General features: G+C 53.8%; 20 protein-coding genes and 1 pseudogene. 9 read left to right on the top strand and 12 right to left on the bottom strand.

Going from position 1 to position 25,076, the window contains the following annotated elements:
• The first annotated feature begins 232 nt into the window (after positions 1-232).
• From EA462_RS01075 to EA462_RS01055, 5 genes are all read left to right on the top strand, one after another.
• The gene (locus EA462_RS01075; protein WP_124176727.1) at positions 233-1,330 is read left to right on the top strand and encodes an archaeosine biosynthesis radical SAM protein RaSEA; all 1,098 of its coding nucleotides are present in this window, start codon (positions 233-235) and stop codon (positions 1,328-1,330) included.
• Positions 1,331-1,446: 116 nt separating this feature from the next.
• Positions 1,447-2,802 carry a molybdopterin molybdotransferase MoeA gene (locus EA462_RS01070; RefSeq protein WP_124176726.1) on the top strand — a complete coding sequence of 452 codons (1,356 nt, stop codon included), beginning with the start codon at positions 1,447-1,449 and terminating at the stop codon, positions 2,800-2,802.
• Positions 2,803-2,875: 73 nt separating this feature from the next.
• Positions 2,876-3,823 carry a glucosyl-dolichyl phosphate glucuronosyltransferase gene (aglG, locus tag EA462_RS01065; protein WP_124176725.1) on the top strand — a complete coding sequence of 316 codons (948 nt, stop codon included), beginning with the start codon at positions 2,876-2,878 and terminating at the stop codon, positions 3,821-3,823.
• 700 nt (positions 3,824-4,523) lie between these two features.
• Positions 4,524-5,180 (top strand): nucleotidyltransferase domain-containing protein, encoded by a 657-nt coding sequence (locus EA462_RS01060; protein ID WP_124176724.1) that lies wholly within the window; start codon positions 4,524-4,526, stop codon positions 5,178-5,180.
• Positions 5,177-5,542: a hypothetical protein gene (locus EA462_RS01055; protein WP_243641335.1), complete on the top strand. Its 366-nt coding sequence runs from the start codon at positions 5,177-5,179 to the stop codon at positions 5,540-5,542. The genes EA462_RS01060 and EA462_RS01055 overlap by 4 nt, the downstream gene beginning before the upstream one ends.
• Positions 5,543-5,549: 7 nt before the next feature.
• Here EA462_RS01055 and EA462_RS01050 read toward each other — a convergent pair whose 3' ends face one another.
• Complete coding sequence (locus tag EA462_RS01050; RefSeq protein ID WP_124176723.1) at positions 5,550-6,953, bottom strand: hypothetical protein; 1,404 nt, start codon at positions 6,951-6,953, stop codon at positions 5,550-5,552.
• Positions 6,946-10,206: an AAA family ATPase gene (locus tag EA462_RS01045; RefSeq protein ID WP_243641334.1), complete on the bottom strand. Its 3,261-nt coding sequence runs from the start codon at positions 10,204-10,206 to the stop codon at positions 6,946-6,948. Before EA462_RS01045 ends, EA462_RS01050 begins: the two co-directional genes overlap by 8 nt.
• 876 nt (positions 10,207-11,082) lie before the next feature.
• Here EA462_RS01045 and EA462_RS01040 point away from each other — a divergent pair.
• Positions 11,083-12,096, top strand: coding sequence for a tyrosine-type recombinase/integrase (locus tag EA462_RS01040; protein ID WP_124176721.1), 1,014 nt, complete (start codon positions 11,083-11,085; stop codon positions 12,094-12,096).
• 508 nt (positions 12,097-12,604) lie between these two features.
• Here the strand turns inward: EA462_RS01040 and EA462_RS01035 are convergent.
• Positions 12,605-13,243 carry a hypothetical protein gene (locus EA462_RS01035; protein ID WP_124176720.1) on the bottom strand — a complete coding sequence of 213 codons (639 nt, stop codon included), beginning with the start codon at positions 13,241-13,243 and terminating at the stop codon, positions 12,605-12,607.
• Between the two features lie 246 nt (positions 13,244-13,489).
• Positions 13,490-14,101 carry a hypothetical protein gene (locus EA462_RS01030; protein ID WP_124176719.1) on the bottom strand — a complete coding sequence of 204 codons (612 nt, stop codon included), beginning with the start codon at positions 14,099-14,101 and terminating at the stop codon, positions 13,490-13,492.
• A gap of 257 nt (positions 14,102-14,358) precedes the next feature.
• Between EA462_RS01030 and EA462_RS01025 the strand changes: the two genes are divergently transcribed.
• The gene (locus tag EA462_RS01025) at positions 14,359-15,216 is read left to right on the top strand and encodes a hypothetical protein (RefSeq protein WP_124176718.1); all 858 of its coding nucleotides are present in this window, start codon (positions 14,359-14,361) and stop codon (positions 15,214-15,216) included.
• A 380-nt stretch (positions 15,217-15,596) separates the two neighbouring features.
• Here EA462_RS01025 and EA462_RS17850 read toward each other — a convergent pair whose 3' ends face one another.
• On the bottom strand, positions 15,597-15,824 hold the full coding sequence (locus tag EA462_RS17850; protein WP_394341811.1) for an ArsR family transcriptional regulator: 228 nt from the start codon (positions 15,822-15,824) through the stop codon (positions 15,597-15,599).
• Positions 15,825-16,513: 689 nt separating this feature from the next.
• On the opposite strand from EA462_RS17850, the gene EA462_RS01015 reads away from it, so the two are divergent.
• Entirely contained in the window at positions 16,514-16,987 is a 474-nt protein-coding gene (locus EA462_RS01015) for a MarR family transcriptional regulator (RefSeq protein WP_124176717.1), read from the top strand.
• 118 nt (positions 16,988-17,105) lie between these two features.
• Here EA462_RS01015 and EA462_RS01010 read toward each other — a convergent pair whose 3' ends face one another.
• Both EA462_RS01010 and EA462_RS01005 read right to left on the bottom strand, forming a co-directional pair.
• Positions 17,106-17,897, bottom strand: a complete 792-nt coding sequence (locus EA462_RS01010; protein WP_124176716.1) for a nucleotidyl transferase AbiEii/AbiGii toxin family protein — start codon at positions 17,895-17,897, stop codon at positions 17,106-17,108.
• A complete protein-coding gene (locus EA462_RS01005) occupies positions 17,894-18,727 on the bottom strand; it encodes a type IV toxin-antitoxin system AbiEi family antitoxin domain-containing protein (protein WP_124176715.1) in 834 nt (277 codons plus the stop codon). The genes EA462_RS01010 and EA462_RS01005 overlap by 4 nt, the downstream gene beginning before the upstream one ends.
• Before the next feature lie 472 nt (positions 18,728-19,199).
• Here EA462_RS01005 and EA462_RS01000 point away from each other — a divergent pair, with 472 nt between their 5' ends.
• Positions 19,200-20,060: a restriction endonuclease gene (locus tag EA462_RS01000; RefSeq protein WP_124176714.1), complete on the top strand. Its 861-nt coding sequence runs from the start codon at positions 19,200-19,202 to the stop codon at positions 20,058-20,060.
• Between the two features lie 287 nt (positions 20,061-20,347).
• On the opposite strand, the gene EA462_RS00995 is transcribed toward EA462_RS01000, so the two are convergent.
• The 5 genes and pseudogenes from EA462_RS00995 to EA462_RS00975 all read right to left on the bottom strand — a co-directional run bounded on the left by EA462_RS00995 (position 20,348) and on the right by EA462_RS00975 (position 24,865).
• Positions 20,348-21,478 (bottom strand): tyrosine-type recombinase/integrase, encoded by a 1,131-nt coding sequence (locus EA462_RS00995; RefSeq protein ID WP_124176713.1) that lies wholly within the window; start codon positions 21,476-21,478, stop codon positions 20,348-20,350.
• Positions 21,475-22,380, bottom strand: coding sequence for a site-specific integrase (locus EA462_RS00990; RefSeq protein WP_124176712.1), 906 nt, complete (start codon positions 22,378-22,380; stop codon positions 21,475-21,477). The genes EA462_RS00995 and EA462_RS00990 overlap by 4 nt, the downstream gene beginning before the upstream one ends.
• A gap of 197 nt (positions 22,381-22,577) precedes the next feature.
• Positions 22,578-23,148, bottom strand: a pseudogene (locus EA462_RS00985) (IS6 family transposase).
• 56 nt (positions 23,149-23,204) lie between these two features.
• Complete coding sequence (locus EA462_RS00980; RefSeq protein WP_124176711.1) at positions 23,205-24,287, bottom strand: tyrosine-type recombinase/integrase; 1,083 nt, start codon at positions 24,285-24,287, stop codon at positions 23,205-23,207.
• Positions 24,278-24,865, bottom strand: coding sequence for a hypothetical protein (locus EA462_RS00975; RefSeq protein ID WP_124176710.1), 588 nt, complete (start codon positions 24,863-24,865; stop codon positions 24,278-24,280). Before EA462_RS00975 ends, EA462_RS00980 begins: the two co-directional genes overlap by 10 nt.
• Positions 24,866-25,076 lie beyond the last annotated feature (211 nt).

The raw sequence follows: 25,076 nt of genomic DNA, 5'->3' as shown, positions 1-25,076 counted from the left end.
CAATTATCGAATACTGGGGTGGGCAAGGGATGACGACGAGTCCCCGACAACCGGCGACGACACGCCCGGAGCGCGAGCATCTGCGAGCGGTACTCGAATCTCTGCAAACGGGACCGTGTCTCTGCAAGCGTGGCTCGAGCGTCTGTACGCGGAATGAACTCAGCGAAGCGTCTGTAACGGGGATGGAGTCTCAACGAAGGCGCTTTAGGCGCTCGCACGCTTTCCCTACACGATGAGTAAACCCACGCCCGGCGTCTACGAGCAGGGCAAGGGCATGGACGCCCACAATCAGGTGATGCGGGAGATTCGGTCCCGGAAAGAGGCGAGCTATGACCCTCACGAGCCGACCCGTGTCTGGCTCGACGAGGACAACACGCCGAACGGCGTCAAAACCAGCCTCACGATAATTTTGAACACCGGCGGCTGTCGCTGGGCGCGCGCCGGCGGCTGTACGATGTGCGGGTACGTCGCAGAAAGCGTCGACGGCGGCTCCGTCAGCCACGAGGCGTTGCTGGACCAGATCGACGTTTGCCTCGAGCACGAAGCCGAAAACGCGACGGAGCCGGCGGAACTCATCAAGATCTACACCTCCGGCTCCTTCCTCGACGAGCGCGAGGTGAGCGGACGAACCCGTCGAGCGATCGCGGACGCCTTTTCCGATCGCGAGCGGATGGTCGTCGAATCGCTCCCGGACTTCGTCGACCGCGAGAAGCTCTCCGAGTTCACCCGTCACGGTCTCGATACCGACGTGGCGATCGGCCTCGAGACGGCCAGCGATCGCGTTCGTCACGACTGCGTGAACAAATACTTCGACTTTACAGACTTCGAGGACGCCTGTGCCGAGGCGGTCGCCGCGGATGACGAACGAGAGTCCGCAGCCGCCGGGATCAAGGCCTATCTCCTGATGAAACCGCCGTTTCTCACCGAATCCGAAGCGGTCGAGGACATGGTCTCGTCGGTCGAACGCTGTAGCGCCGTCGAGGGCTGTCACACCGTCTCGATGAACCCCTGCAACGTCCAGCGATACACCATGGTCGACGACCTCTATTTCAACGACGGCTACCGACCGCCGTGGCTCTGGTCGGTCGCACACGTCCTCCGCGAGACCGCCGACGTCGACGCGATCGTCGTCTCGGATCCGGTCGGTCACGGCTCAGACCGCGGCCCGCACAACTGTGGGGAGTGCGACGACCTCGTCCAGAAGGCGATCAAAGACTTCGGCCTCCGACAGGACCCTTCGGTCTTCGAGCAAGTCTCCTGCGAGTGCGAGCGGACGTGGACGGTCGTGATGGAGCGCGAACGAAGTTACAACCAACCGCTCACCCGATAACCAGAGGAGGAGGCTGACCCGCGGGGATCCACGTCACCGCCCGGTGAGAACGTCACGGGTTCTGACCGATCGACGACTCCCCTACGCTTTTGGCCTCGGACGACTCGAGTCAGGGTATGAAAGGAGCCGACAGCGAACGCACCGAGTCCGGATTCAAAGTCCGGACATCGGTCGACGAGGCGCGACGGACCCTTCGGGAGGCGATCCTCGCGGGCGGGGGCGGGGACGGCGACGTCGAAGACGATCGCGCGGGGTCGCCACTGACGGGAACCGAACGCATAGATCTCGAGCGAGCCGACGGACGCGTGCTCGCTTCGCCCGTGGCGTCGGCCCGGAACGTTCCCCACTACCGGCGCGCCGCGATGGACGGCTACGCCGTTCAGGCGTCGGATACGTTCGGCGCAAGCGAGCGGTCCCCCGAAGTACTCCGGATCACCGAGGGAATCGGCGGCGACGCCAGCGTCGATCCCGGAACCGCCGCACGGGTTCACACCGGAAGCGCGCTGCCCGACGGAGCCGACGCCGTGGTGAAAATCGAACGAGTGACCGAACTGCCCTCGGCCGGCGAACTCGAGGTGGACGACGCGGTCGCGGAGGGTGAAAACGTCGCGCCGATCGGAGAGGACGTCGAGGAGGACCAGCACCTCTACGACGAGGGCCACCGGCTCCGCCCCTCGGATCTCGGTCTCCTGCGCTCGACGGGCTACGCCAGCGTCTCGGTCGCGGCCCAACCGACGGTCGGCGTCGTCCCGACGGGCGAGGAACTCGTCACGAACGATCCCGAACCCGGCGAAGTGATCGAAACCAACGGACTCACCGTCTCCAGACTGGCCGAACGCTGGGGCGCTCGAGTCACTTGCCGCGACGTCGTGACGGACGATCCCGACTCCCTACGGGTCGCGATCCAGCGCGACCTGACCACCGACGTCGTCGTCACGACCGGCGGCTCGTCGGTCGGCAAACGTGACCTCCTCCCGGAGGTGATCGACGAGCTCGGCGAGGTGCTCGTCCACGGCGTCGGCCTCAAACCCGGCCACCCGATCTGTCTCGGTCTCGTCGAGGAGACGCCGGTCCTCGCGCTGCCGGGCTATCCCGTCGCCTGCATCGTTAACGCCGTCCAGTTCCTCCGACCGGCGCTCGCCTGGCTCGAGGGGACGACACCGAAGCCACACCCGACCACGCGAGCGACACTCGAGCGGAAGATTCCGAGCGAGCCGGGTAGCCGTACGTTCGCGCGGGTGCAACTGCAGGAGAGAAACGACGAGCGAGGAGCACGAGAGCCGGACGACAAACGAGGAGCGACCGAGACCGACGACGAACCGGCGGTCACGGCAGTGCCGACCCGAGCGAGCGGCTCCGGCATCCTCTCGAGCGTCGCGCTCGCTGACGGCTGGGTGGTCGTCGACGAAGGCCGCGAAGGCATCCCCGCCGGCGAGACGGTCGCCGTCCGAAACTGGGAGCCCGGACGGTGAGGCCAGTTTCGAACGCGGGCTCCGCCCCGCCGACAGAAAACCTTATTCGCCGGCCACGGTAATCGAGCGGACGATGAAGGTCTCCGTCGTCATCTGTACGTACGCGATGGACCGCTACGACGTCTTCTCCGACTGTGTCGACAGCGTTCTCGCACAGACGTACGATCCGCTCGAGGTCGTCGTCGTCGTCGACGGCAACGACGACGTCTTCGATCGCGTTCGGGCGGACTACGGGGACAGCGCGGGCGTCGTTCTCCACTGTAACGACGATAACCAGGGAATCTCCTACAGTCGGACCCGCGGAGCGGAGATCGCGACCGGCGAGGTCGTGGCGTTCATCGACGACGACGCCGTTGCGGAGGCCGACTGGATCGAGGAACTGGCTCGCGTCTACGACGAAACCGACGCGATCGCAGTCGGCGGCCACGCGAAACCCGACTGGATCACCGAAAAGCCCGACTTCTTCCCCGCGGAGTTCTACTGGCTCGTCGGCTGTGACGAACGCGGCATGGGCGAGCACATGGAGGAGCTTCGCAACACGTACGGATCGAACATTTCGTTTCGACGGAACGTCTTCTTGAACGTCGGCGGCTACGACGAGAACACGGGCCGGAAAGGTGATCGCCACGTTCAGGCCCACGAAGCGCCGGTCTGTATCCGGATGGCAAACCGGTACGGAAAGGGCGTGATTTACAACACCGACGCGGTCGTCAACCACAAACTGTTCGACTACCGCGGTGAGTTCCGATGGCTCGTCTTTCGGTCGTTCTGGCAGGGTTACTCGAAACGGATCATGGACGTCCTGTTGCCCGAGGCGTCGGGGGACAAGAACGACTACCTAAAACAGCTCATGGTACAGTTCGTCCCCGACCGACTCTCGGAGCTGTTCCGACGGCCGTCGGTCCCGAAAGCGAAACAGCTCATCGCAATCTTCGTCTTCACCGCCGCGGTCGGATTCGGGTATCTCTACGGCCTGCTCGAGGTCGACCGCGCCGAATTGAAAGCGAGCACGGACATCTAGTCGGGACGGTGACGTACCGATCGGTGGTTCCCAAAACGTGAACTCATGCCGACTGGTATGGTTCGGCTCCGATTCAAACACCCCGAAACAAAAAAGGGGCGTTTCGAGTGATTCGTTCCCCGACTATCAGCCGAATACGGTTCGGCCAGGATTCGATTTCACGGATGGCGGCTGATGGCAATTCCCCACTGTTGGTGAGCGTCACGGCAGTGCAGGACGTATCTGGGCAACATCTAACGACCACGATCTCGGCACAGGGAACGCGAACCGATTCCCATTCGCATCCCGTCTCAAGCGGGAGCGAGTAAACCGATTCTGGACCGACGCGTCGATCGACCTCAGACCTCGAGTTCGGCGATGATCGGCGCGTGGTCGCTACAATCGACCGACTCGCAATAGCACCGGATCGGACGGAGCGACGACGAAGTGAAGACGTGGTCGAACCGTTTCGATTTCCAGCTCGTATCCTTTAATTCCCCCGCACTCGTGTACGTATCGAAAACACGTCCACCATGTCCAGGTGACCGAGTCCTTTCAGGACGTTGAGCTCGGCACTCACCTACCTGTCTCGAACGTCGGCGTCTTTGTCGTAACCGAACGGAATCGCTTGGCCGTTTGGAAGTTCGCGCCGAGGCGGATTGAAATCCTTCAGTCGATCGGCAGACATATACAGTATAACGCGTTACAAGAGATGTAACGTATGGCCGTCGAAGTACGACTCCCGCTCCCGGACGAGCAGGTCTTTCGGTACGCGGCGATGGACGAAGCCCTCGAGATACTCGCTCGCAACCCGACCGAGGAGTTCTCGAACCGAGATCTCCAGCAACTGACCGGCTACGGCGGTCCCAGCGTCTCGAAGGCCCTCGCGCTCCTTGAGGCGATGGGACTCATCGTCAGGCGCGACGTCGGGAATCGGACCCTCTACCGGATCGACGAACGCCGGCTTCTCGACTCCGACGACCCGCTTCTCGAAATCCCTCAGGCGGAGTTTCGTGAGCCGCTCGGACGATTCGTCGAACGAGTCGACGACGAAGTGCCCTCGATCGCTGGAATCCTCTGCTTCGGCAGCGTGGCGCGCGGCGAGGCGGACCGCGCGAGCGACGTCGACGTCTTCGTCCTCGTCGACGAGGACGAGGATCCGGTTTCGGCGCGACGAACCGTCTCGGACGTCGTTCGAGACTTGGAGGACGAACCGATTGACGGCGATCGATACGAGTTCGAGGTCTTCGTCGAGTCGCCCGAGAGCGCCCGCAAGCGCGGCGAAGATTTGCGGCCGATCTTGCAGGAGGGGATTCCCCTTGTCGAGAGCGAGACGTTCCGGCGGGTGAAGCGAGACGTCTTCGAGGTGGGCGAATGACCTCGAAGGAACTCGAGGCGGCGCTCGCGGACGCGGAGGACGCGTTTCAGCGAAAACCCGAGAATCCGGAGGTCGGACTCGAGCACGTCTCCGATCCGGCCGTCCTCCAGTTGCGGAAGGCGTGTCGCCTCCTTCACGCCGCCGGTTTCCTCCTCGATCGGAACGGCCACTTCACGGTCATCATCGAGAGTTCGTTCGTCGCGATCGAACGCTCGATTCAGTTCTACGTCGAGGAGAAGGGCTACGACGTCGCCGGTCAGCGCCACACGGAGGTGTACGACCTGGGGGTCAGGGCCGGCCTCTTCTCGCGGGACGTGGCCGACCGGCTCGAGGAGACCGCGCTCCACGATTTCATTACCTGATGGGCCGTCACTCGTTGAGTCCATCGACCGCCTGCAGGAGCACCGGCTCCAAGTTGTCTCGCAACTCCGAAGCCTGCAAGATGACAATCTCGTTGTCCCCTTGCTCGTCGAGCGACGATGTCTCGCGATCCAGGTCCTGGACGACCAGCATGCCGTTCCAACCGTCGCCGAAGTAGCTTTCATCGATGTCAGCCACATCAACATCCCTGACGTCGGCGTCCTCCCTAGATCCGAAGACGAATTCTTCGTTGACGCGCAGGAAAGCGATGTACTCGAGCGTCTCTTTGATTCCCTGCCGGATCGTCTTCTCGCGAGTGCTGTTTTTGACCTCGGTGATGAGGTACTCGCGGTCATCGTCCCCGGCGATGATCTCGAGGACGATCACGTCGGGGCGGCCAGTGGTGTTCCGGTACTTCTTCCCGAAGTAGTTCTCCGCGACCTCCTGGGCGACAAGTTGCACTTGTTCCGTGCGAGAGAGGGCTTTTTCGTCTTTGTCCTCGTCCGGAACAGCGACGAAATTGAGACCCTGGTCGCCGCCGGCGGTGTCGTGATACAGGACGAGCTCCGTTTCCCCCTCGAAGCGGGCGACTTCCTGCCGACCGGAGCGGATGGTCTGGAAGTTTGGTCGGGTCTTCCGGAGATCCTCGAGCGTCGCGACGAAGCGAAAGAGGACGAAGAGTTCGAAAAGCGTCTCCGTATCGTCCGGGGCGATGGCTGTCTCGTCGAGGAGTCGCCGGATCGCGTCCGATTCACCGCGGAAAAGGCGTCGACGTGTCCGGAGGAGTTTCGCGGCGTCCTGGTAGATCTCGTGTCGCGAGTTGGCCGCTGTGGTCAGCATTCGCTCGGTCGGCTCGTAGGCGTCCGGCTTGCGGATCCGCCGAATATGGACGTTCCGCTCGACGACGCGCTGGAGATCGTCGATCAACTCGCCGTTTTCCTTCCACGTGTCGGTCACCCAGTCGTAGTCCTGTCGCAGGTACTCCTCCGCCTCGCGAGTGGTCCGGTGGATCACCGAGACGAGCTTCTTGAGGACGAGGTTCTCCGGTATGTCGTAGTTCTCCGATCGGTTGTCGCAGACGAAGATGGATCGGTCCCGCGGGTGCTCCGAGTAGCGCTGCTTGACGGTGGCTCCCCAGTTGATCCGGCCGTCGACGGTGCCGCGCCGGGTCCGCGAGACGTTTCTGGTTTCCGTGCGGATGCTCCGGAGGCGTTCCGGAAGCGCCTCGACGAAGTCGACGACCTCTTGCTGGAGTACAAAGTGGAGATCAAGCAGGAGTTCGTACTCTTCGAAGCGCTCGTCGAGGGTCTTCGGCTTGATCGATTTGGCGACCTCGCCTTGAGGGAACGACCCGTGCATCGCGTAGGTCAGGATGTCCTCAGTGAGTTCTGCGAGGAGTTCGTCTCTATTCATTCTGGCTGAGCTGAATCTGGAGCATCTCCTGGGCGGCTCGTTCGAGGCAGTCTCGCTCGATTTCGTCGACGTCGGCGATCTTTCGAACGATCGTATCCCGCCTCGGGACGCCTTCCAACTGCGGTAGGATGTAACTGATAACGGCCTTTGTGAGCGGACGATCTATCTCGTCTTCGTGGTGGGTAACGTACCGAAGGACGTCCTCAATGATCGCCGGCCCGATGGCGCGCTCGTCGACGGCGTGATTGGCTTTTCGCCAGACGTTGCCGATTGCCATCCGCTCATTCCGATCGGGGGAGAGTCCCCATTCGTCGGCGTAGTCTTTCACGGTCCGTTCGACTTCGAGCGTCTCCTCTTGTGAATCGCCCTCAGGGAACTCCGGCGCCGGCACGCGAACGAACGCGAACCGGCGCATGAACGCGTAGCTCATCTCGTAGAGCGAGGTCTTGTCGTAGGCGTTCATCGTGGCGAAGATGCGCCACGAGTTGGAGACGACGTACTGGTGTGGCTCCGCGGATCCGTCGACGTCTTCATAGGTAGTCAGCTCGACCTCTTCGCCCTCGACGGTGTACGGCAATTGGACCGACTGCCCCGAGAGCAACGTGAACAGCTGGCCGAACGCCTTGTCGATATCCGCGCGGTTGAGTTCGTCGATGATGGTGAGTTCGTTCGATTGGACGCCCGTTCGGTTGTTTTTGAGCCGGTTGAGCACGATCCCCGGCGTGAACGAGAGGTCACCGTCGGTCTCGTCGGATTCGGTCGGCATGTAGCCGCCCACAGTGTCGAACGTCGACCAGTCGGCAGTGGCCGTGGTCATTTCGGAATTTGAGAAGAGGTAGGGGTGTCGATCAGCGAGGTACTCGCAGACCCGTTCGGCAATTTCGGTCTTGCCGGTCCCCGGCGGTCCCGTCAGCAAGACGTGTTTGCCCGCGTTGAGGGCCGTTTCGATGGTCTCGAGGATTTCGTGGCCCTGATTTCCAGGGAAGTGAAGTCCCCCGAGAATCTCGTCTTTGTGCTCGGTGAGGGTCCCCTCGAAGGGTTTGTGGAGGTTCACGGTAGCGACTTCGGAGAGATCGTTGGCCATCGCCTCGATCAGGGCTCGCGGTCGGTCGTAATCGACCCCGTCGTCGTCAGTGCGGAATCGTGCGAACATCCCCTGCGCGGGGAACGCGGCCTCAGCGATGTCCGAGCAGATCGCGTTGGCTCTCTCGATCGGCAGGCAGTTTGCAGCGAGCGCACTGAGTTCACGGTTAATCGTCGACCGGTCCTTTTCATCGATACCGAGGCTGGTGTCGATGTCGTCGATCTCGCTGGTGAGAAACAGCCGGTCGAAGCTGGCGATCATCGAAAACTCCCTGTCGGCCTCGTGTTCGTCTAACCACCAAGGATCGGCTTTTTCGAACTTCGTTCCAAGGATAACGACACCGATCAGCCCGGCGCGTTGTTCTTCGAACTCGTCGATCGACGGTTCTGCACGGGAGTGGAGTAAGGCAACGTCCCCTTCTTCGATCTCCTTCCACCGATCACGGTGTCGATCCTCGAACGAGACCGAGCCATACTCTACTGACGACAGCCAGTACTCCGGCGGGGCGGTGAACTTGTAGACGGTTGGCTGTCCGTTTCGGAGGTGATCGACGACGGGATGACTGGTTTCCGTCGGGGGTTCTGGCTCGTCCGGTTCATCGATGGTGTAGCTGTCGTGGAAGATGCTGTTCAATCTGGGTTGGTTGAGCGGTCCACCAGGGACGCCAAGATCATCCTGTGCGTTGCGCACCACGGCGAGGAACAGCGTCTGGGCGTCCGTGAAGGGGTGGAGCGTCCCTGTGCCGAGATCGGTGGCCGCGGTCTCAAGATCGGCTTCCATGAACTCGTAGACCATCCGAACCTGGTCGAACGTCGCTGCTCTCGCCGGTGATACTTCGTCGGACGGCCGGAATCCTTCGAGCGCTCGAGACCAGTCCTCGATGACCGCCTCGCCGATGCGGGCGGTCAGACGGTTGTCGTCTCGCGATCGTTTCGTTCGAACGTCGTCACAGGCCGCCGAGAGCGAGTCGTACACTGGTATGGATGGTTCTGGATACCGTTGTCGTCCCTGGATCTCCTCGACAAACGCTTGGACCGAGTCGTACTCCTCAGAAAAGTTCCCATCGCGGCGGTCGAAGTTGATGGCGCTGTAGGTGTCGTTCGGCCATCCGCTGTAACCGAGCGTGTCCCAGACGGATGCGCGGTCGCAGTCAGCCTCGTATACCGGCTCGAGGAACATGACGTGGGGGAAGATCCTGTCGGTGACCTCGCCCCAGCTCACGGCGTCCGTGAACGCAGTGGCCGTCTCATCGTCCAGGACTGTCGCATGAGCGACGCGGGCTAGGTTCGTGTACTCGCCGTCATGTCGTCCGTCGCGATCGGCGAACAGCAGGTAGTCACCTTCCTCTGCTGGTTCGTTTGCCTGATTCCCCCAGATGCGGAGCGTTTTGTGGTCACCCGGCGGGTCGTAGACTGCCTCGATCCGGTCTCGGTCGACGCCTTCGATGATCGTTCGGTCGAAATTGTTTCGGATCGGGCCGTCGCCGGTCTTCACAGGGACCTGGTAGACGATGGGATCGTCTATTCGATCAGGATCCGCTTCCAGCGTTTTCACGTCTTCGTTACGAGCGTTCTCGAATGAATCGGGAGTGGCTACTTCCCCGACTGGCGAGAGGTCGAACCGAATCGCCTCTCTTGGGTCTCCGTTTGCATCGGGCAGTTCCTCGAAGAAGTGTCCCACATACAGGTACTGGCCGATGTATCGCACCCCAGCGTCCTCCATCGAGAATAGGTGGAGCTCTCTCCTCTCCTCGACGTGATCTCGTATCACCCGGTTCCCGCGTTTCATTTCCATGTCGCCGACCTGGCCCTCACCGGTGTAGATCGCCGTCCCGTCAGACCGAATTTTATCTCGGTAGCCGTATTCCTCCCCGGACCCACCCGTGAAAAGGAAGACGACCGGTTCGTCGCGCGACGGCGCTATTCCGCTCTGTCTGCTCCCCCCGTACCTCGAGTGTAACTCTGTCCGCTCGTAGATCGAGCCGGGTTCGAGGGTAAGAGAAGACACGCCTCGAAGTTGGTCCGCTACTGCTTCCCCCGAATCGGTAAGGCGGTTTCGATCATCGATCCGTTCGACGTATCCGATCGCCTGCAACCATTCTCGATGGCGCTTCGCCACCGCGGATGTTCCCATGTTGCACTCCTCGAACTCGGAGACCAGCAGCTCCATCAACTCGTCGTCGGTTCGCGGTTCAATCGCTAACGTGCGGACGATCGTATCAAATCCTTTGACTCCGGTACGTAGGAAGTTGTATAAAACTAGTGAATCTCGATCCCTCAAATAGCATTTACCAATTCGAGTGAGTTTGTAACGACCGCCCTCGCTCTCGATTAGACCGATTGACTCGATGAAACTCAGGTGGCGTTCGACGGCACTTTGCTCTTCTGCATTCGTGTTGGTGAGAATCCAATTGACGATCCTTTCACTAGATACCCCTCCATCTTCTGCGTCGGGCTTGTTCAGCAGAGAGAGGAAATCGAAAAGGATCTCCAAGCGATTCTCGATCCCACCGTAGAATCGATCGGTGGACATCCGGCGGCCGTTGGTCATAGTTTCCTAACTCGAGACAGCATTACATCATAAATCCTGTCAAGACTCTGCCCGCCAATTGGCCAAGCTCTGACATCGTAGGTACGCTTAGATCGCATAAACTGCCCGCTCTCGAGTTTCGGCGCATCTTCACCGATCTACGGGGTCACTGCTTGGATGAGAACAAATGACTATTAAGTCAGGTTTCGAACTTGGCTCTCGACTTACCAAGATTGCACGAAACAACTATACACCAAGACTGTGCTTTGGCTCTTAGCGACCACCTGACAACGTTGACCCCCGTTCACAATCTGAACTGACTCTAAACGGCGAACGACGCGCCGTTTAAATATATCCCGACGTCTTCCCTTGGATCTCACTCATCCAGAATTCGGATGGGCCCTGACGGGGATTATCCAGAATCTTCGGGGCCATCAGCTAGCTGTTAGGCGAGCAGACAAGCGCTAACACGCTTGTTCAGAGATTGCTGTCTTCTGCCTTCGTGAGTGAGACGACATGACAACCGAACTCGAACCGCTTGGCCCGGAGACGGCCAAGCAGATGTACCTCGATGAACGGCAACAGGAACTCGCCGATGCAACCCTGCAATCACATGACTACCGGCTCAAGCAGTTCGTACAGTGGTGTGAAAACGAGGAGATTGACAACCTGAACGAGTTCTCCGCACGCGATATCCACAGATTCCGAGTCAAGCGACGGAACGAAGACGAACTCGCCACTGCATCCATGAAAGGACAACTGGCGACCTTACGTGTCTTCCTCCGGTTCTGTGTGAGTATCGATGCAGTGCAAGCAGGACTCGATGAGAAAATTATCCTGCCGACGACCACAGCTGACGACGCACGCGACGAGTTACTCAGCAGAGATCGCGCTCAGAAGGTCCTGGACTATCTCGAGCGATATCGCTATGCAAGACTCGAGCACGCGCTGCTCGAAGTACTCTGGCACACTGGGCTTCGAATCGGTGCTGCAACCGGAATCGATGTCGAGGACTACAGATCCGATGATCAATACCTGGCTCTAGTACACAGACCAGACGAGGGAACCTCTCTCAAGAACGGCTCGAAAAGTGAGCGACTGGTTGCGTTGAATGATCGTGTCTGTCTGGTACTGGACGACTGGCTCGAGGTCAACCATCCAGGGGTAGTCGATGACCATGATCGAACTCCGCTATTTGCGACGAAGCGCAGTCGGCTCAGCCGTAATCGGGGACGAACAATCGCATACCAGTATACGCGCCCGTGTGTATACGAGAACAAGTGCCCACACAACCGCGATATCGACGAGTGCGAAGCGCGTCCGACGGAGTATGCTCACAAGTGTCCGTCAGCACTGAGCCCGCATCCCGTTCGTCGGGGATCCATCACGCATCATCTTCAATCAGATACCCCTGAACGCATAGTAAGTGATCGGATGGACGTTGGCATGGATGTACTGGAGCGACATTATGATCAACGGTCTGCTCGAGAAAAACTCGAACAACGCCGACAGTACCTTCCAGATGGATAGTGCCTACAAGATGACGTAGTGTATCGTAGATTCAAACAGTAACCGTTCGATCGAGAAGATACAGAAACGAACCGAATACCTCGTTTACATACCCCTCCAGATGTATAATGTCGAAGATGTGAACAACTACCGGTAACCTATTTTGCTATTAGTAAGTGGAAGTCATAGAACGCTTGTCATGGTTGGTGTGAAGTGAGTAATTAGCAGTTGAGTTCGGACATAGTGTCCAGAACTGGTTGTTAATCTTACTAGAGACCGCTATACAGTAGCCATGTAAACGTTATATGATCTCTTCAGATAGGGATGCAATCGTTGTTATCGTCCTAAGGTGGGAAGTGAGACTACCCATGGGGATTCTTACTTCCCAGCACATGGGGAAGGGGGTGTCATCGAACAGGTCCCAGAGAATCCATTCAAAAAGCACTGGACCAATTAGCACTATGATTTCTGATTGGCCCAGTGATAGAGTTACCAAATAACCTGTTTGAGGTTTCCCTGCGATCAGTTTTTAAACCTCACTATTTTTGGTCGTTGATATTTCTCTCCAATCGTTCAGGTAGTCCTGTAGCAGGCTAAGGTAGTCACAGCAAACCTCTATTGCAGGAACTCCGTTATACTGCTCTGGAACCGGTTGATTAGGCAAGTCATGGAAAACCAATGCAGACTCTATGGTGTGGTCATTAGAACTGGTCTGATCTTTGTGTCGCTTTTCTCTATCTTCCGGTGAAATGGACTCTCCGGAAAGAGCTCCTCGAGGCGGCTTCTCTAATTCGATTTGACTGGTATGGATGTTCCTATCGCCCGGTGTGTTCGGTGCTTCAAAGATGAAACCGCGACCATCACCAGAACCATACCGAGTTGTAAGAGCAGGACGAGCCGTCGGATATGTAGCTGGGGCTCCAACGTGATCTGTCACAGTTCGGTTTTCACGGATATATTCATATAGATCTAAGTTCTTCTGCTTGGAGATCCAATTCTTGATATTGAATTCGTCTCGAAGCACGCCCTCTAAGGAGTAGACTGCCGTAAGGAAGGCGCTCAGGTTCCACCGAACTTCGTCGTCGGTTTCGGTTTCTTTTGCTTGCCCGAGGAAGTATTCTGCCCGGTTGTAGATGTCTTGGAGTGTCTGAGGCTCTGGGGTAGCCATATACTATTCCTTTAGAAAACCAATTGGTAATATTTCTGCTCATTATTGCTATCTGGAGGACCGTAGCATAGAACCCTCCCGCTCTGTTGAAATCCTTTTCTTTAAATACTAAACCCCGCGAAACCACTGCACACTACAGGTACGTATCTACCGCTGTGACTCTTTCCAGTTACAGATGGTGTTCGACGAGTCGTGCTAAATACAGAGCGCGAATCGGTCACTACGGTTCTGATAGCGAGAGTTCGGTTACTCTTCAGTCGTACACTCGATATCGTACGTCTTCCCCCAGAGTGGGTCCACGGAAAGGCGGCCATATGCGTATTTATACGCCCGCTTGATCGGAGCTAAATCACGGTGGGGTATACTTGGGAACATTTCTCCAAATGAATAATCTAACTCTCCATCGAGGATAGCGGCTTCATAGATGCTGGCGGCTGCATGAAACTTCCCATACCCATACTCGTCAATCACCTGCTGTACCGTTGGATCGATATATCCGTATCCGATAGCACCAAACATAACCTTCGGAATATACTCAACACGCTCACGGTCGGGGAGTTCTACCCAGTTTTCTGCGTAAAAATGACTCCCCTTTGATCGATAGCGTGGAGGTGATTCGGATGTTACACTAACAGCGTCTCGGTCCGCCAGCGCATCTAAATCTTCAGAAACTGTTTCGGGGGCTAATTCCAACTGGTCTGCCAGCCCATCGGCTGTTTGGGAGGAATCCTGGTTATTGATGACGCCAAGCTCAAATAACAAATATGCCCATCGTGGGTTTGAGAGCACGTCTCTCGCCGTTACCGAGGTAATTGGCCTATGGCCAAATGGGTCAATGTCTTTGTTGTAGAGATCCATATCATACAATTATACTGTCAGTAAATAGATGTTGTGTACTATCCAAGTTTGAGGTCAGGAAGCATATTTAACGAGCAGGTGATTCAGGTCGAATCATCCGGAACAAATGATCTCAATCTGCTGAATACACTCTCTGCACTATGGTTATACTCACATGTATCGATTAGAAACCATATTCCTGTTTTTTGAGTTATAGTAACTGAGTCTTGTAAGATTATATCCCTTAAGCTAACATCATGTAGCTCAGAATAACCAATATGGAGGAACATACAGATCGTATTGAGGACCACGATCATATTTTCCAACCTGAACGACACGATAATATTGGGGATTTCGACTTAGAAAAGCCAGAACGCGAAAATTGGTGTCCTAATGATATTAATGAAGATGATGACGATACATTATGGAAGTATATGGACCTCTCGAAACTATATACAATATTAGAGGATGAGTACCTGTGGTTCAACCATGTCACAAATTTCGATGATCCGTATGAGGGTGTCTATTCAGAGAAGACGGCTAAGAAAATTGCTGAAATGCATGTTGATTGGTTTGACCTTTCCGAGGAAGAGGCCCTCAAAAAAGCAAAAGCAGGAAACCTGTCTTCATATGTCAACTGTTGGACGAATAGCCCACATCAGTCAGTAGCTTTATGGGAAAAATTCGTTGAAGGTAATAAGGGAGTTGCAATTAAGACTAGGGCAAGTAACCTTCGAGCCGCTATCACTGATAAACGGCGAGGAACTGATTATATCTCGTTTCGGTTTGGCAAAGTAGAATATACTGATTATGAGGAAACTATGCCCCGTGGTATTTCTGCACCGGTTTACCACAAGAGAAATAGCTTTGACTACGAAAAGGAATATAGGGTTGTTATATCTAATTATTTACAATCCGCTACTGAGGGGGCTCCTACAATCACAAGTGATGGAGTAGAATGGCCATATGATCCAGGCCTCGAAATATCTATTGATGTCAATGAATTGGTCGAATCAGTATACATTTCGCCAACTGCTGATAGCTATTTCCCAGATGTAGTGGGTGATATTGTTGACAACTCTAAAATCGATGTAGAGGTGATACAATCAGACTTGTTTGATGATCCGATGCAGTAACATCCTATATACAATTCCACGGCTTTGTTTAGACGCTCCCGAATGGGCGGTCCAGGAGTCATTTCGGCTGAGCAGAACGCAGTAGAGAGCACCTCACGGTACAGATTCACACGTTGAGAACGAAGCGTTAGAGCCGATTCCTGCTGCGTCTAAACAAGGCCCACTCTCTGTATCTCGCACGCACCTACCGACAGAAAATCAATAGTTCGTTACACCTTTGCAAGATACAAAGCGCGTATCAGTCCCTATTAGTACTGTCACTCCACAGACTGGTCTCATAATATCAGAGGGTGGGAGTCGTCAATAAGCATCCTTATGTACCGATATCGGGGGTGGTCCTACTACCGAGTTAAATAGAATTGGTGTATTTTCAGCTACTATTACTGATAAGTCTCAAGGACATCCTGTTCGTGCCTGAGTGACTCAACTGCGAGGTCGATGAGTTGTGCCCCCTGGCCGCTGATCGCATAATAGGAGTAGGGTTGATGCTTGTTGGGATTGGTTTGCTTCCAATTCGTCACAAGGTTGGCGTCCACGAGCGTGTTAAGATGCGTGTGGAGGGCGTTCCCACTCCGACCGGTAAGCGCAGAGAGCTCTTTCGCATTCATCCCATCGACATCACGTAATCGGTAGAGGATGGTGAACCGGAGTGGATGGGCCACAGCCTTGAATCGGTCGGTGTAGTCGCCGAGTTCATGTGGGTCACCTCCTCAAATAACTCGGCTGTGACGTCAGAAACCGGCTGCGCGTCCGCATTGTTGTCCGCGTCGTCCCCCGTCTGTTTACTTGTCATATGAGCCGGTACGGGCTCGCTCATCAAGAAAGTACAGACTGTTACCTTCTATGATTCAGGCTGTGAGCGGTGGAAATCGGGTGTAGAGCGAACAGGTAGATTATCAACCATCTCATCAGTAGTGACTTCTATGCGCGATTAAGATGCTATGCCGATGCGCGATGTTCTTCTTGATCGGCTTACTGAGCCGTCCTATCCGGTTTTTACACCTATCTGATGGGTCCTTACACGAAATTCGAACTGGAATATTGCTCTCGGAAGAGACGGACAGAGGACATTGAGGCCCCACTCGGCGCATTCACGGACGCTGATCAGGAATTTATGAATAGCTTCGTTCAACCTGGTCCCGAGAAGACTCGCGAATCAAGCAGCAACGAACCTTAATGGCAGAGGTTCTTGTGCGTTAGGTCGGTTTTCCGGAGAATATGTCGGTGAAATCCCTAATATCCAGTCAAGATCACGGGCGAAAATCTCAATGGCAGTCGGTGACAAGCAGTGACAAGAATGCCTATCCCCGTTGACGAACTCACGAACGACGAACCCTTCCCAATCAAACCTGATACGAACGAATACGAAGCGCTTCGCTTCCTCGTCGCCAACCAGAAGTACGGATTCACTCCTCTCGAGGTCGCAGACCACACCAACATCAGCAAGTCAAGCGCGTCGAAAACGATGGCGCGTCTTTTTAAAAAGGACCTTATCAGTCGATCGAGCGGGGTATACTACGTCGAACCCGATCGCGCAGACGTATTACGGCAGCGACTTGAATCGCTCGACGCAGCCGTTAGACTCTTCGATTCTACACCGGACGACGACGCCTACGCCAAAGAAGGATGGGAAGAGGAACTACCGAGCATCAATCCAGACGACGAACCGGCTACTGCTGAAACCCGAGACTCGACAACCGTCGACGCAGAGGCCGAGCGCCTAATCATGGACCTCGAGGACAACCAGGGAAAAACGAGTGACGATCTGTAAGCACGAGCGTGTTGTTCCAGTCCCAGACCTCCACGAAACGCGGCTTTTACCCTGGTCGAATTTATCTCACTGGCGAGCCAATCAACGCACTCGAGCAGACGGATTCAATATAGCAGAGTTACGCCAGTGATTCAATATAGTCCTCGAGTATTTCATAGACAGAATCGAACTCGGGGAGATTGGCAACGAGATCAGGGAGCGTATTCTGCCAGCCATCACGAATCTCAGCACGCTTCTCGCTCGGAAGTCCGTCCTCGAGGTTGATTTCCAAGCCGTCGTGTTCACACTTCCTCGTGAAGGCTGGCACGATAACAGAGTCATCAACGTCGGCTTCTGTAATCATCCGATAGAGGTCGTAGTAGTCACGCGCTTGTGACCGCTGGTAGAGCGCTCGCAGTTTCTCTGCAAAAATCTCCTCGAGGCTGTACGCAGTCAATATGAATTCAGGCGTGTCCTCATACTGGTGCGTGTGCTCCACGGAATCGAACGCTACGAACTCGTCAATCATGACGTCCAAGCTCGTCGTATTCCTGTGACCAAGAACGGCGTTATACTGGATGTCGATGTCGACGTAATGGGTCGGATAACCCTCATTCCGCAACTCGCGATGTTGGGTAACCTCGAAGTCGATCCCGGATCGCCTTGCTGCGTCGTCTAACGCCATCTCCAGTTCCTCCTCGCTACCCCGATAGCCCCCTTCGACACCGAGATCGAGATCTTCTGAATATCGCCACGTCTCTGGGAAGTAGAGCTTGCTAAGAGCGGTGCCGCCCTTGAACAGCAAATTATCGCCATACGAACTGGTATAGATCGCCCACAGGATCCACGAGTTGACGTAATTCTTCTCCGCGTAACCCAGGCGAACGTCTAGTTCTCTGGCTAACTGCCTCAGTCGTGTGTCAGTGATCATGCAAAGTCGTCTGGAAGGAACGCTTCAGGTTCTACATTCAGCCGCAGCTGGTACTTGCTGTCTCGGGTACCCGTCGCTTCTCGAGTTGGATCGAGAAGTGGATATCCAGTCGTAAAATTCTCGACGAGATCCCGGTACTCCGGGAGATCGATATCGAGTTGGTCAGCGAGGTAGACGATGCGTTTCGTTGCAGCACCATTCCCAACTTGGCGAAGATATTCGACGACGGTTTCCCACGAACAACGCTTTTCCGTCGCTCTTTGCATCGCTTTGACGAGTTCGCCGATTCCACCACAGAACTCGGGATGGTCGGCGCAGTCGACGAGCGTCTTTTCGATGCTGGCGATGTTTACCTGCGTCGATCCGACCGCTGACGGTTGATAGCCGAAGAATTTCTGCTCAGTAACCGACACCGGCCGATACTCAACACCATGGATCTCGCGTGGTTGCACTCGTTCTGTCGTCACAAGGTACACTGTCCGCGATAGTTGTTCCGTCAGACCGTGATGATTCATCGCACTCCAGTAGCCGACGTACATCGGATCCACGAGTGCTGAGGCAATGACGAACTCGTGTTCTGTATATACTGCCTTCTCTCCAGCAGAGAGCGGCAGGATCATGTACTTTCCGGGGGTGAGACGCTCCAACCAGCCTTTCTCTTTGAGAGAGTACGCCATGTCCTTCGCTGATTTTCGAGGAATGTCCAGTGTATCCTCGATATCATCGATAGTGATGATCTGCCGTCCTTCGCTTGCAAGTCGCGAGAGAGTTCGGGATTCGCGCGTCGATAGACTCTTCCTTTGAATCTCTGGCTCATTTGTTGGGCTCATAGCCGCTCAGTATACATAGAGTCTAAATCTACCCAGAGATAAAGGTATTTGTTGTGTATCCTTATCGTTAAAATCGGCTCCAAAGTCGCTACAAGAACATAAACTCTAAAAATAGTTAGAAAAGTTCTATTTAGTATAGCCCACTGGAGGACTTTGCCGCAGAATCCGCCTCATACACTGTACCTCTTTTAGCGACTAAGGTTTCAGTAGCTCTATCAAATATCTATGAGGAAGTATATTTGGAGTCCTCTGCGATCAGTATAAACGTGACCAGGGCAAGTTCTTGCCTCCCTGTTGACTTCCAAAAACGATGTGCTAAATACAGAGCCTGAGTTCAGCACGGAGGCCATTTTGATTCACGGATTCAGTTCGTCGGTTTTCTGCTACGTGGGTCTGTGAGAGGAATCTCATTTTTAGAGTGTACTCGGCTCGCCACGATGTGTTAAGGTGGCGGCTCTCATACCGTGGAGTAATGAACGAGGATGGTGTAGAGCGTCTCTTCGAACACGTACGAAACGCCGAGCGTCTTCGTTCAGATGTGTACGAAGAAGTTACGGCAACAATTCTTGAGAGTAAACTTCAACAAATCTCGGATGTCCACACGGTGAGACACCACCACAATCTTGAGTGTGACTTCGGTTACAAGCAGATGGACGTGTATCTCCAGTTAGGCGACGGCGAAGACGAGATCACGGCCATCGTGGAATGTAAGGGTCGAAATAGCCCGATGGAGAAAGATCATTTGGCGAGCTTCGCCTTTTATCTGGAACACTCCGACGCAGACAAAGGTATTTACGTATCTCGAAGCGGATACAGATCTGGTGCGAAGCGGATCGCAAAAGAGTGTGGTATTCAGCTCTTTGAAATCTCACAGATCACCGATGGCGCTATCAAATCCGTAGACGGGACGTTCACTCACCGGTTCGGTCCTTACCGTCATCACGTCTTTGTGAAGGATCCCAAGTCACAGGATTGGATGAAGCTCTCGGAGGGCCTCTACAGCATCCATGAGCAGCTGGAGTTGCCAATTCTGGATAGATCCGGAGACCCGACGGGTGACACGTTAGAGGATCGGTTACCAGGTGAGGAAGAAGAGGGAACGGTTGAAATTGAGTTCGAAGATGGTGAGATGGTTCAGGTTAATGGGAACGAATACGAGTTATGGCAGGCAATTTCTCACCCACAGCCTGATGGCGGCGATGGTTCGAGCTTCAAGGTTGATTTCGAGGATCGGATTGATCTCAAGCTCCGTGATGTACTTGCTGATCAGTCCGAGTATGTGTTATTCGACGATATTAAGCGTCAGTTCCTTCGAATTGAAAGAGAGAACTGAATAATTATCTGGCGATGTAGGTTTTGGAACGGGATAACTGGATTTCGATGAAAAAAGTTCTATGTACCCGGACCCAGGGCACCCTACATTGAGCAGTCACTACTTTCGTTGATCCAACAGAATCAGTAGTTCATTTGTGCTCTGTATCTTGCACGAAGTTACGAACACTATCCATATCTGGTAGGAATCCTCAGTCAATTCGTACATGTAATGAGCAGCAGTTTCACGAGAGTATCATATGAAAAATGGACCTCGACAGAGCCATTTTAAGCTAATAGTCTCGTAGCTCAATTCCACGACTGCTTGACTGCTTCGCGTCGATCGTTGAGACGGTCTTGTTCTGTACGAGGGTCGTAGTGCTTCTTGATCACCTTCACAGAGACATCAAATCGCTCGCTTGCTCGTTCTCTCCTGAGGCCACCGCTGAGATGGCTGACAATCGATCCTCGACGGATCGCATGTGGGTAATATGACTCCGGGCATACGCTTGAATCAGGATTACAGCTACCATCACACGAGCACTCATCCGCATCTTTTGGATTCCAGCGACAGCTCGTAGCTTCGTACACCCATCGACGAAGTGTCGACCGAGAAGCCCGTCCGTATTCTGTCGCAAATAACGGCTCTCGGCCGTACTCGTCAGTAACGTCTGGCCGTTCTGTCTCGATATACAATTGAATTGCGCTTATGACCTCGTCTTTTATCACGATGTTTCGCTCACCATCACCAGCTGTGTTCGAGTTTTTGTTACCATTCTTTAGCCTCGTCCCTGTTTCCGGTCTATGACGGAAGCGGAGTTCTTTCTTCTCGGGATCAAAATCGGGGACATCAAGAGAGTGAACGCCACCAATACGTGGTCCACCGTTCCAGAGAACCTCTGTGAGAGCATGCATACCAGAACCTCGTCGACGTCGCCGGAGTCGTTGAAGGAGACCTGTGGCTTCAGATTCCGGAATCGCCTCGTCACGAGCTCTTGGAGTCAGACCGAGTTCCTCCTTATCGAGGATCCTGTAAATTGATTCGTCGCATAGTTCCCGTTGGCTGAGCCACCGAAGCCATGTGCGTGCGTTCTTCGTATACGTAAGGATCGTTGCGTCGGAGTCATATTCCGACTGTAAGTAGTCGACGTACGCATCAACCAACGGTGAAGAAATTTCTACTGGGTTCGTAATGTCGTTGTCTTCTGCGAATTCAACGAATTGAGGAATCGTTCGCTTGTATTGGGCCCGCGTTGACGGGCTCCGATTCTGCCTGCGCGAGAGAAATCGCTTGTAGAGATCAGAGAGGGTAGCTCGAGCAAATCCATTGCGATTGGTTTTCTCGTGGGACATACTGCTTACATCCGTTTGTTCCAGCACTTTCTCGATAGTCTCTGGATCATCGATCTCCGATAACAGACGGACAATATTCTCGTTCATTGTCCCTCCAGATGCTGTAAAATTGAGTACTGCCAGATTTCACTGGGCACTACGCAGCTAACTTGATCGTGTGGAAGAGGAGTCGATACATGAGGATATTCGTCTGCGTTCCCACTGGCTTGTTTGACTTCCCGTCGAAGTGTCGATTCACTCGCCCTTCCATGAGATGTTGTCAATAGTGGTCTATTAGTGGCTGCTGTTGGCTCTTTCCGTCCATAGGTTATGAACTCTTCAAGGGCTTCAGAAGTCTCTGGAGAAATATTTGCAACTCTCTGTGTGACGAGCCCGGCACTGCTTACGAGATGCGTTTCTGGAATCGAGATTGTGACTGTATCGTTATCCGAATTGAAGTCCTCAAGCTCGAGATTTCGCACACATCCTGGTCGACTACATGTATCAAGTATGAGTTCTACATATGCGTGGCCTCGAGTACCAAACTGGCGTTCACGGAAGTAGGTGACCAACGGCGAAAGGCGATCGGATAGGTTTTGGAAATTAACCTCAGTAGAGATGCCGAGAATGTGTTTACCGATCTCGCCATACACTAGTATGCTAGATGACTCAACCTCCAAGAGCAATCTTGCTTTGAGAATAATAGGATCTTCTTGGTGGATGAATGATTGAAAATTTATTAATGTGTTTATATGTCCACAGATGGTAGTAATATCCTGAGCAGTGTTCTCTGCTAGGTCTTCAACAAATTGGCATAATTGGTGACTTTCCAACCAGGCTTCAGAGGAACTGGGTTCTGAAATCCACTCTCTGAGTTTAGTGATTACAGTTTGATGTGACCAAAAAGTAGAGTCTGGTACACTACTTGATAATTCACTCAGGTAGGATTCAACCGCACTGTCGAGAGACTCAAAGCCACTAGTTTCCTCGACCTGCTCAAAGCAGGTCATAGTACCACCCCTGCAATTATTCGACTGGGAGAGAATCTCCTACTGAAATTATGCCATTTCAGAGAGTTCTCTGGTGAGTGGTCACTCAGTGACCACCTCAGCTCCAAGAAATTGTTTTAATAGAACTGTAATGGGTATTCAGTGACCATTGAGAATCGAATTGTCTACAATCAAACTCAAAATGGTAGAGACGATTATCAAATACAATTAAAAGAGATTGTATAGTTTAGTAGCTTCCCGACTGGTATCCGACTATTGAGCGCTTGATTCTGTCAATCGTGTTGTAGTGGCGTCTAAACCGTCTGAGCGCACCGAGCGCTGGCTGGACTGTCCACACCGCCAGACGGAATAAAAGATCTCCATTGAGACAATCTGAAACCTTTTCGACGTGGTTTCGCTCATTATATTTGAGCTGACCACTCAAGTTGTGGCGAGGAAGGAAGTCAGATAGCCGCCACTATCGACGAGAAACTCTGCTTCGCCAAGATTATATTTCGTGGTGAGTCGATGCAGGAACGCCGTCGCGGGGACACGTTCTCGTGGACGTCGGCGGGTCTCTCTAGCTCCTTTAAGCGTTCACGTATAGCTCCAAATTACGCTGTGAGAGATCAATACCGAGTAATTCGACGAGTAAGTCGACTTCCAAACCGACAATTCCATTGGATCGAGATGCACCCTGAACACCCTAACTGGGTTGGGTTGCGCTCGTTCCCCAAACTCATCGCAATTCACGTTTGAGGTCTCTCTGAACGGGTTGACGAGTTGTATGAGCACTTCTCGCTACCTCCTACTCATTCCTCAGACTCTCATCCATATAGTGACGGCTAAAAGGACATGTCTGAAAAGTGCCTTCTTATTTGGCTGTGATAATTCTCAGTAGAATGCTCATAGAACTCTTTGGTCACATCAGTACTCGAATGATCAAGCGCGTCACTTCGAACTTCTCGAGGAATTCCGCGAGCTCGTAGTAATTCGTTGAACGTATGCCGTAAAGCGTGAGGAGTCACTCGATAAAAGTTTCTCTTCTCTTTCCCAAACGCCTCCTTTTGACGCTCAGTGTGTTTGATCGTACCAATGACTTTCTGAATTCCTGCTTCTTCGGCAGCTTCTCGAACCATTTCTGAGAATGAGGTTCCCGAAAGAGAGCCGCCCCTGCGACTCGGGAACAAATAATCGTTTTCGCTAGATACTAGGTACGCTTTGCGTTCAACATTTATCCAATGTCGTAGCAACATCGTCAGTTTATCAGATATCGGAACTGGGTATGTCCCACCAGATTTTGTATTCTTCAAACGAACTATTTGAGTCCCCAAGTTCACGTCACTGGTTTTCAGTGCTCGAAGGCTTTCATTCCGACCACCCCATTCAATAGCTGACTGAGCCATTAATCGGTCACGAAAGCAAGTCAGTTCCTCGAATAATTTCTCTACTTCCTCCTCGGATAACGATTCTCGCTCTAATTGCTTCCTAGTTGGCAATTCTTCCAAATTAAGCCATTCGTTAATTTTCTGTGCAGAGAGATACGAATGATGATCTGGGCTCAATGCGATTGATGTATAAATATGGTTTATCGCTGTGCGATAATTCATATATGTGTTTTTGCGAAGTTTCCTTTTTGATAGCTTAGCGAAAAACCTCTCCACATCCTCGTATTCCGCGTCACAAGTGGTCTTTCCCTGATCGTGCAGATAAATGATATAGTGAGAACCGGCGTAGCAATACTTACGGATAGTAGAATCAGACCAATAGCCAGCTTTATTCACGACCCGATTTATTAGATGACCGCATTTTGGTTCTGTACAAACTGGGCCTGAAAGCAAGTCTTGCCACTCCGGGTTTTGCCGCGCTTGCTCATAAACCGGGCATTGCACCGACTGCCCCTCATGAGATCCAGCGCTCAGTCCCATGAGTTTCCCTCGAAAGAGGCAAGTCGATACTCAATGCCTGTATCTGTCTCCGAAAACACGATTAGCTCCCTCTTTTCAAGTTCCATAAGTCCTCTGTGGACTTGTCTTGTCGACAACTCACTATGGTCCACAAGAGTCTCAAGCGTTGGTTCTGCGACTTCTATCATCGATTTATGCACAGTATCAGCTACTCTATTACAATTGGATTGTCTCGAATCCCGAGAGCCAAGAGTTGCTTTATTTCCGGAAACCTGTGTAATTTCCGAATTGATCTGCGGAGAGATTAACGCAGAATGGATTGTTTCAATCTCCTCTCCTAATTCTTCTACAGAAGATTCCAAAGATTGTACATCAAGTCTGAGTTCATCAATCGCTCGGGTTCCATCCCCTTCAAGACGCTCTCGCAGTCCTTCGATAGCCGCCCGAAGTGCTTCGCTACGGCTTGCGAACCGTGAGTCGGCCATCTGGTTGAGTAACTGTTTTTGCCTACGAGTAATCGTGCTGTTTGGCTTCACCGATTCACTGGCTTTATCGGGATCTAGATGAATCTCGAAACAACTTGTCTCATCCTCAGTCATAGAAATCCCCCCGCAGAGACGATTAAGCAGAGACAGGCTAACGCAAACGAGGAGACATCAGGATCTGAATTAATATTAACTGTTGATCGTCGCACAACATCTTTTTGGCTCTTCCCTTGGATCGTTAGATTGGAGTTTTTACCATTCATGGGTGAAACTCCGTTCTTGGGGCGCTGTAACGCCCCGGGGCTTCCCCAACAAACAGACCAAA

Origin of the sequence: Natrarchaeobius halalkaliphilus (genome assembly GCF_003841485.1) — an archaeon.
In the GTDB taxonomy this organism is placed as follows: Archaea; Halobacteriota; Halobacteria; order Halobacteriales; family Natrialbaceae; genus Natrarchaeobius; species Natrarchaeobius halalkaliphilus.
This window is presented reverse-complemented; position numbering and strand designations above follow the sequence as displayed.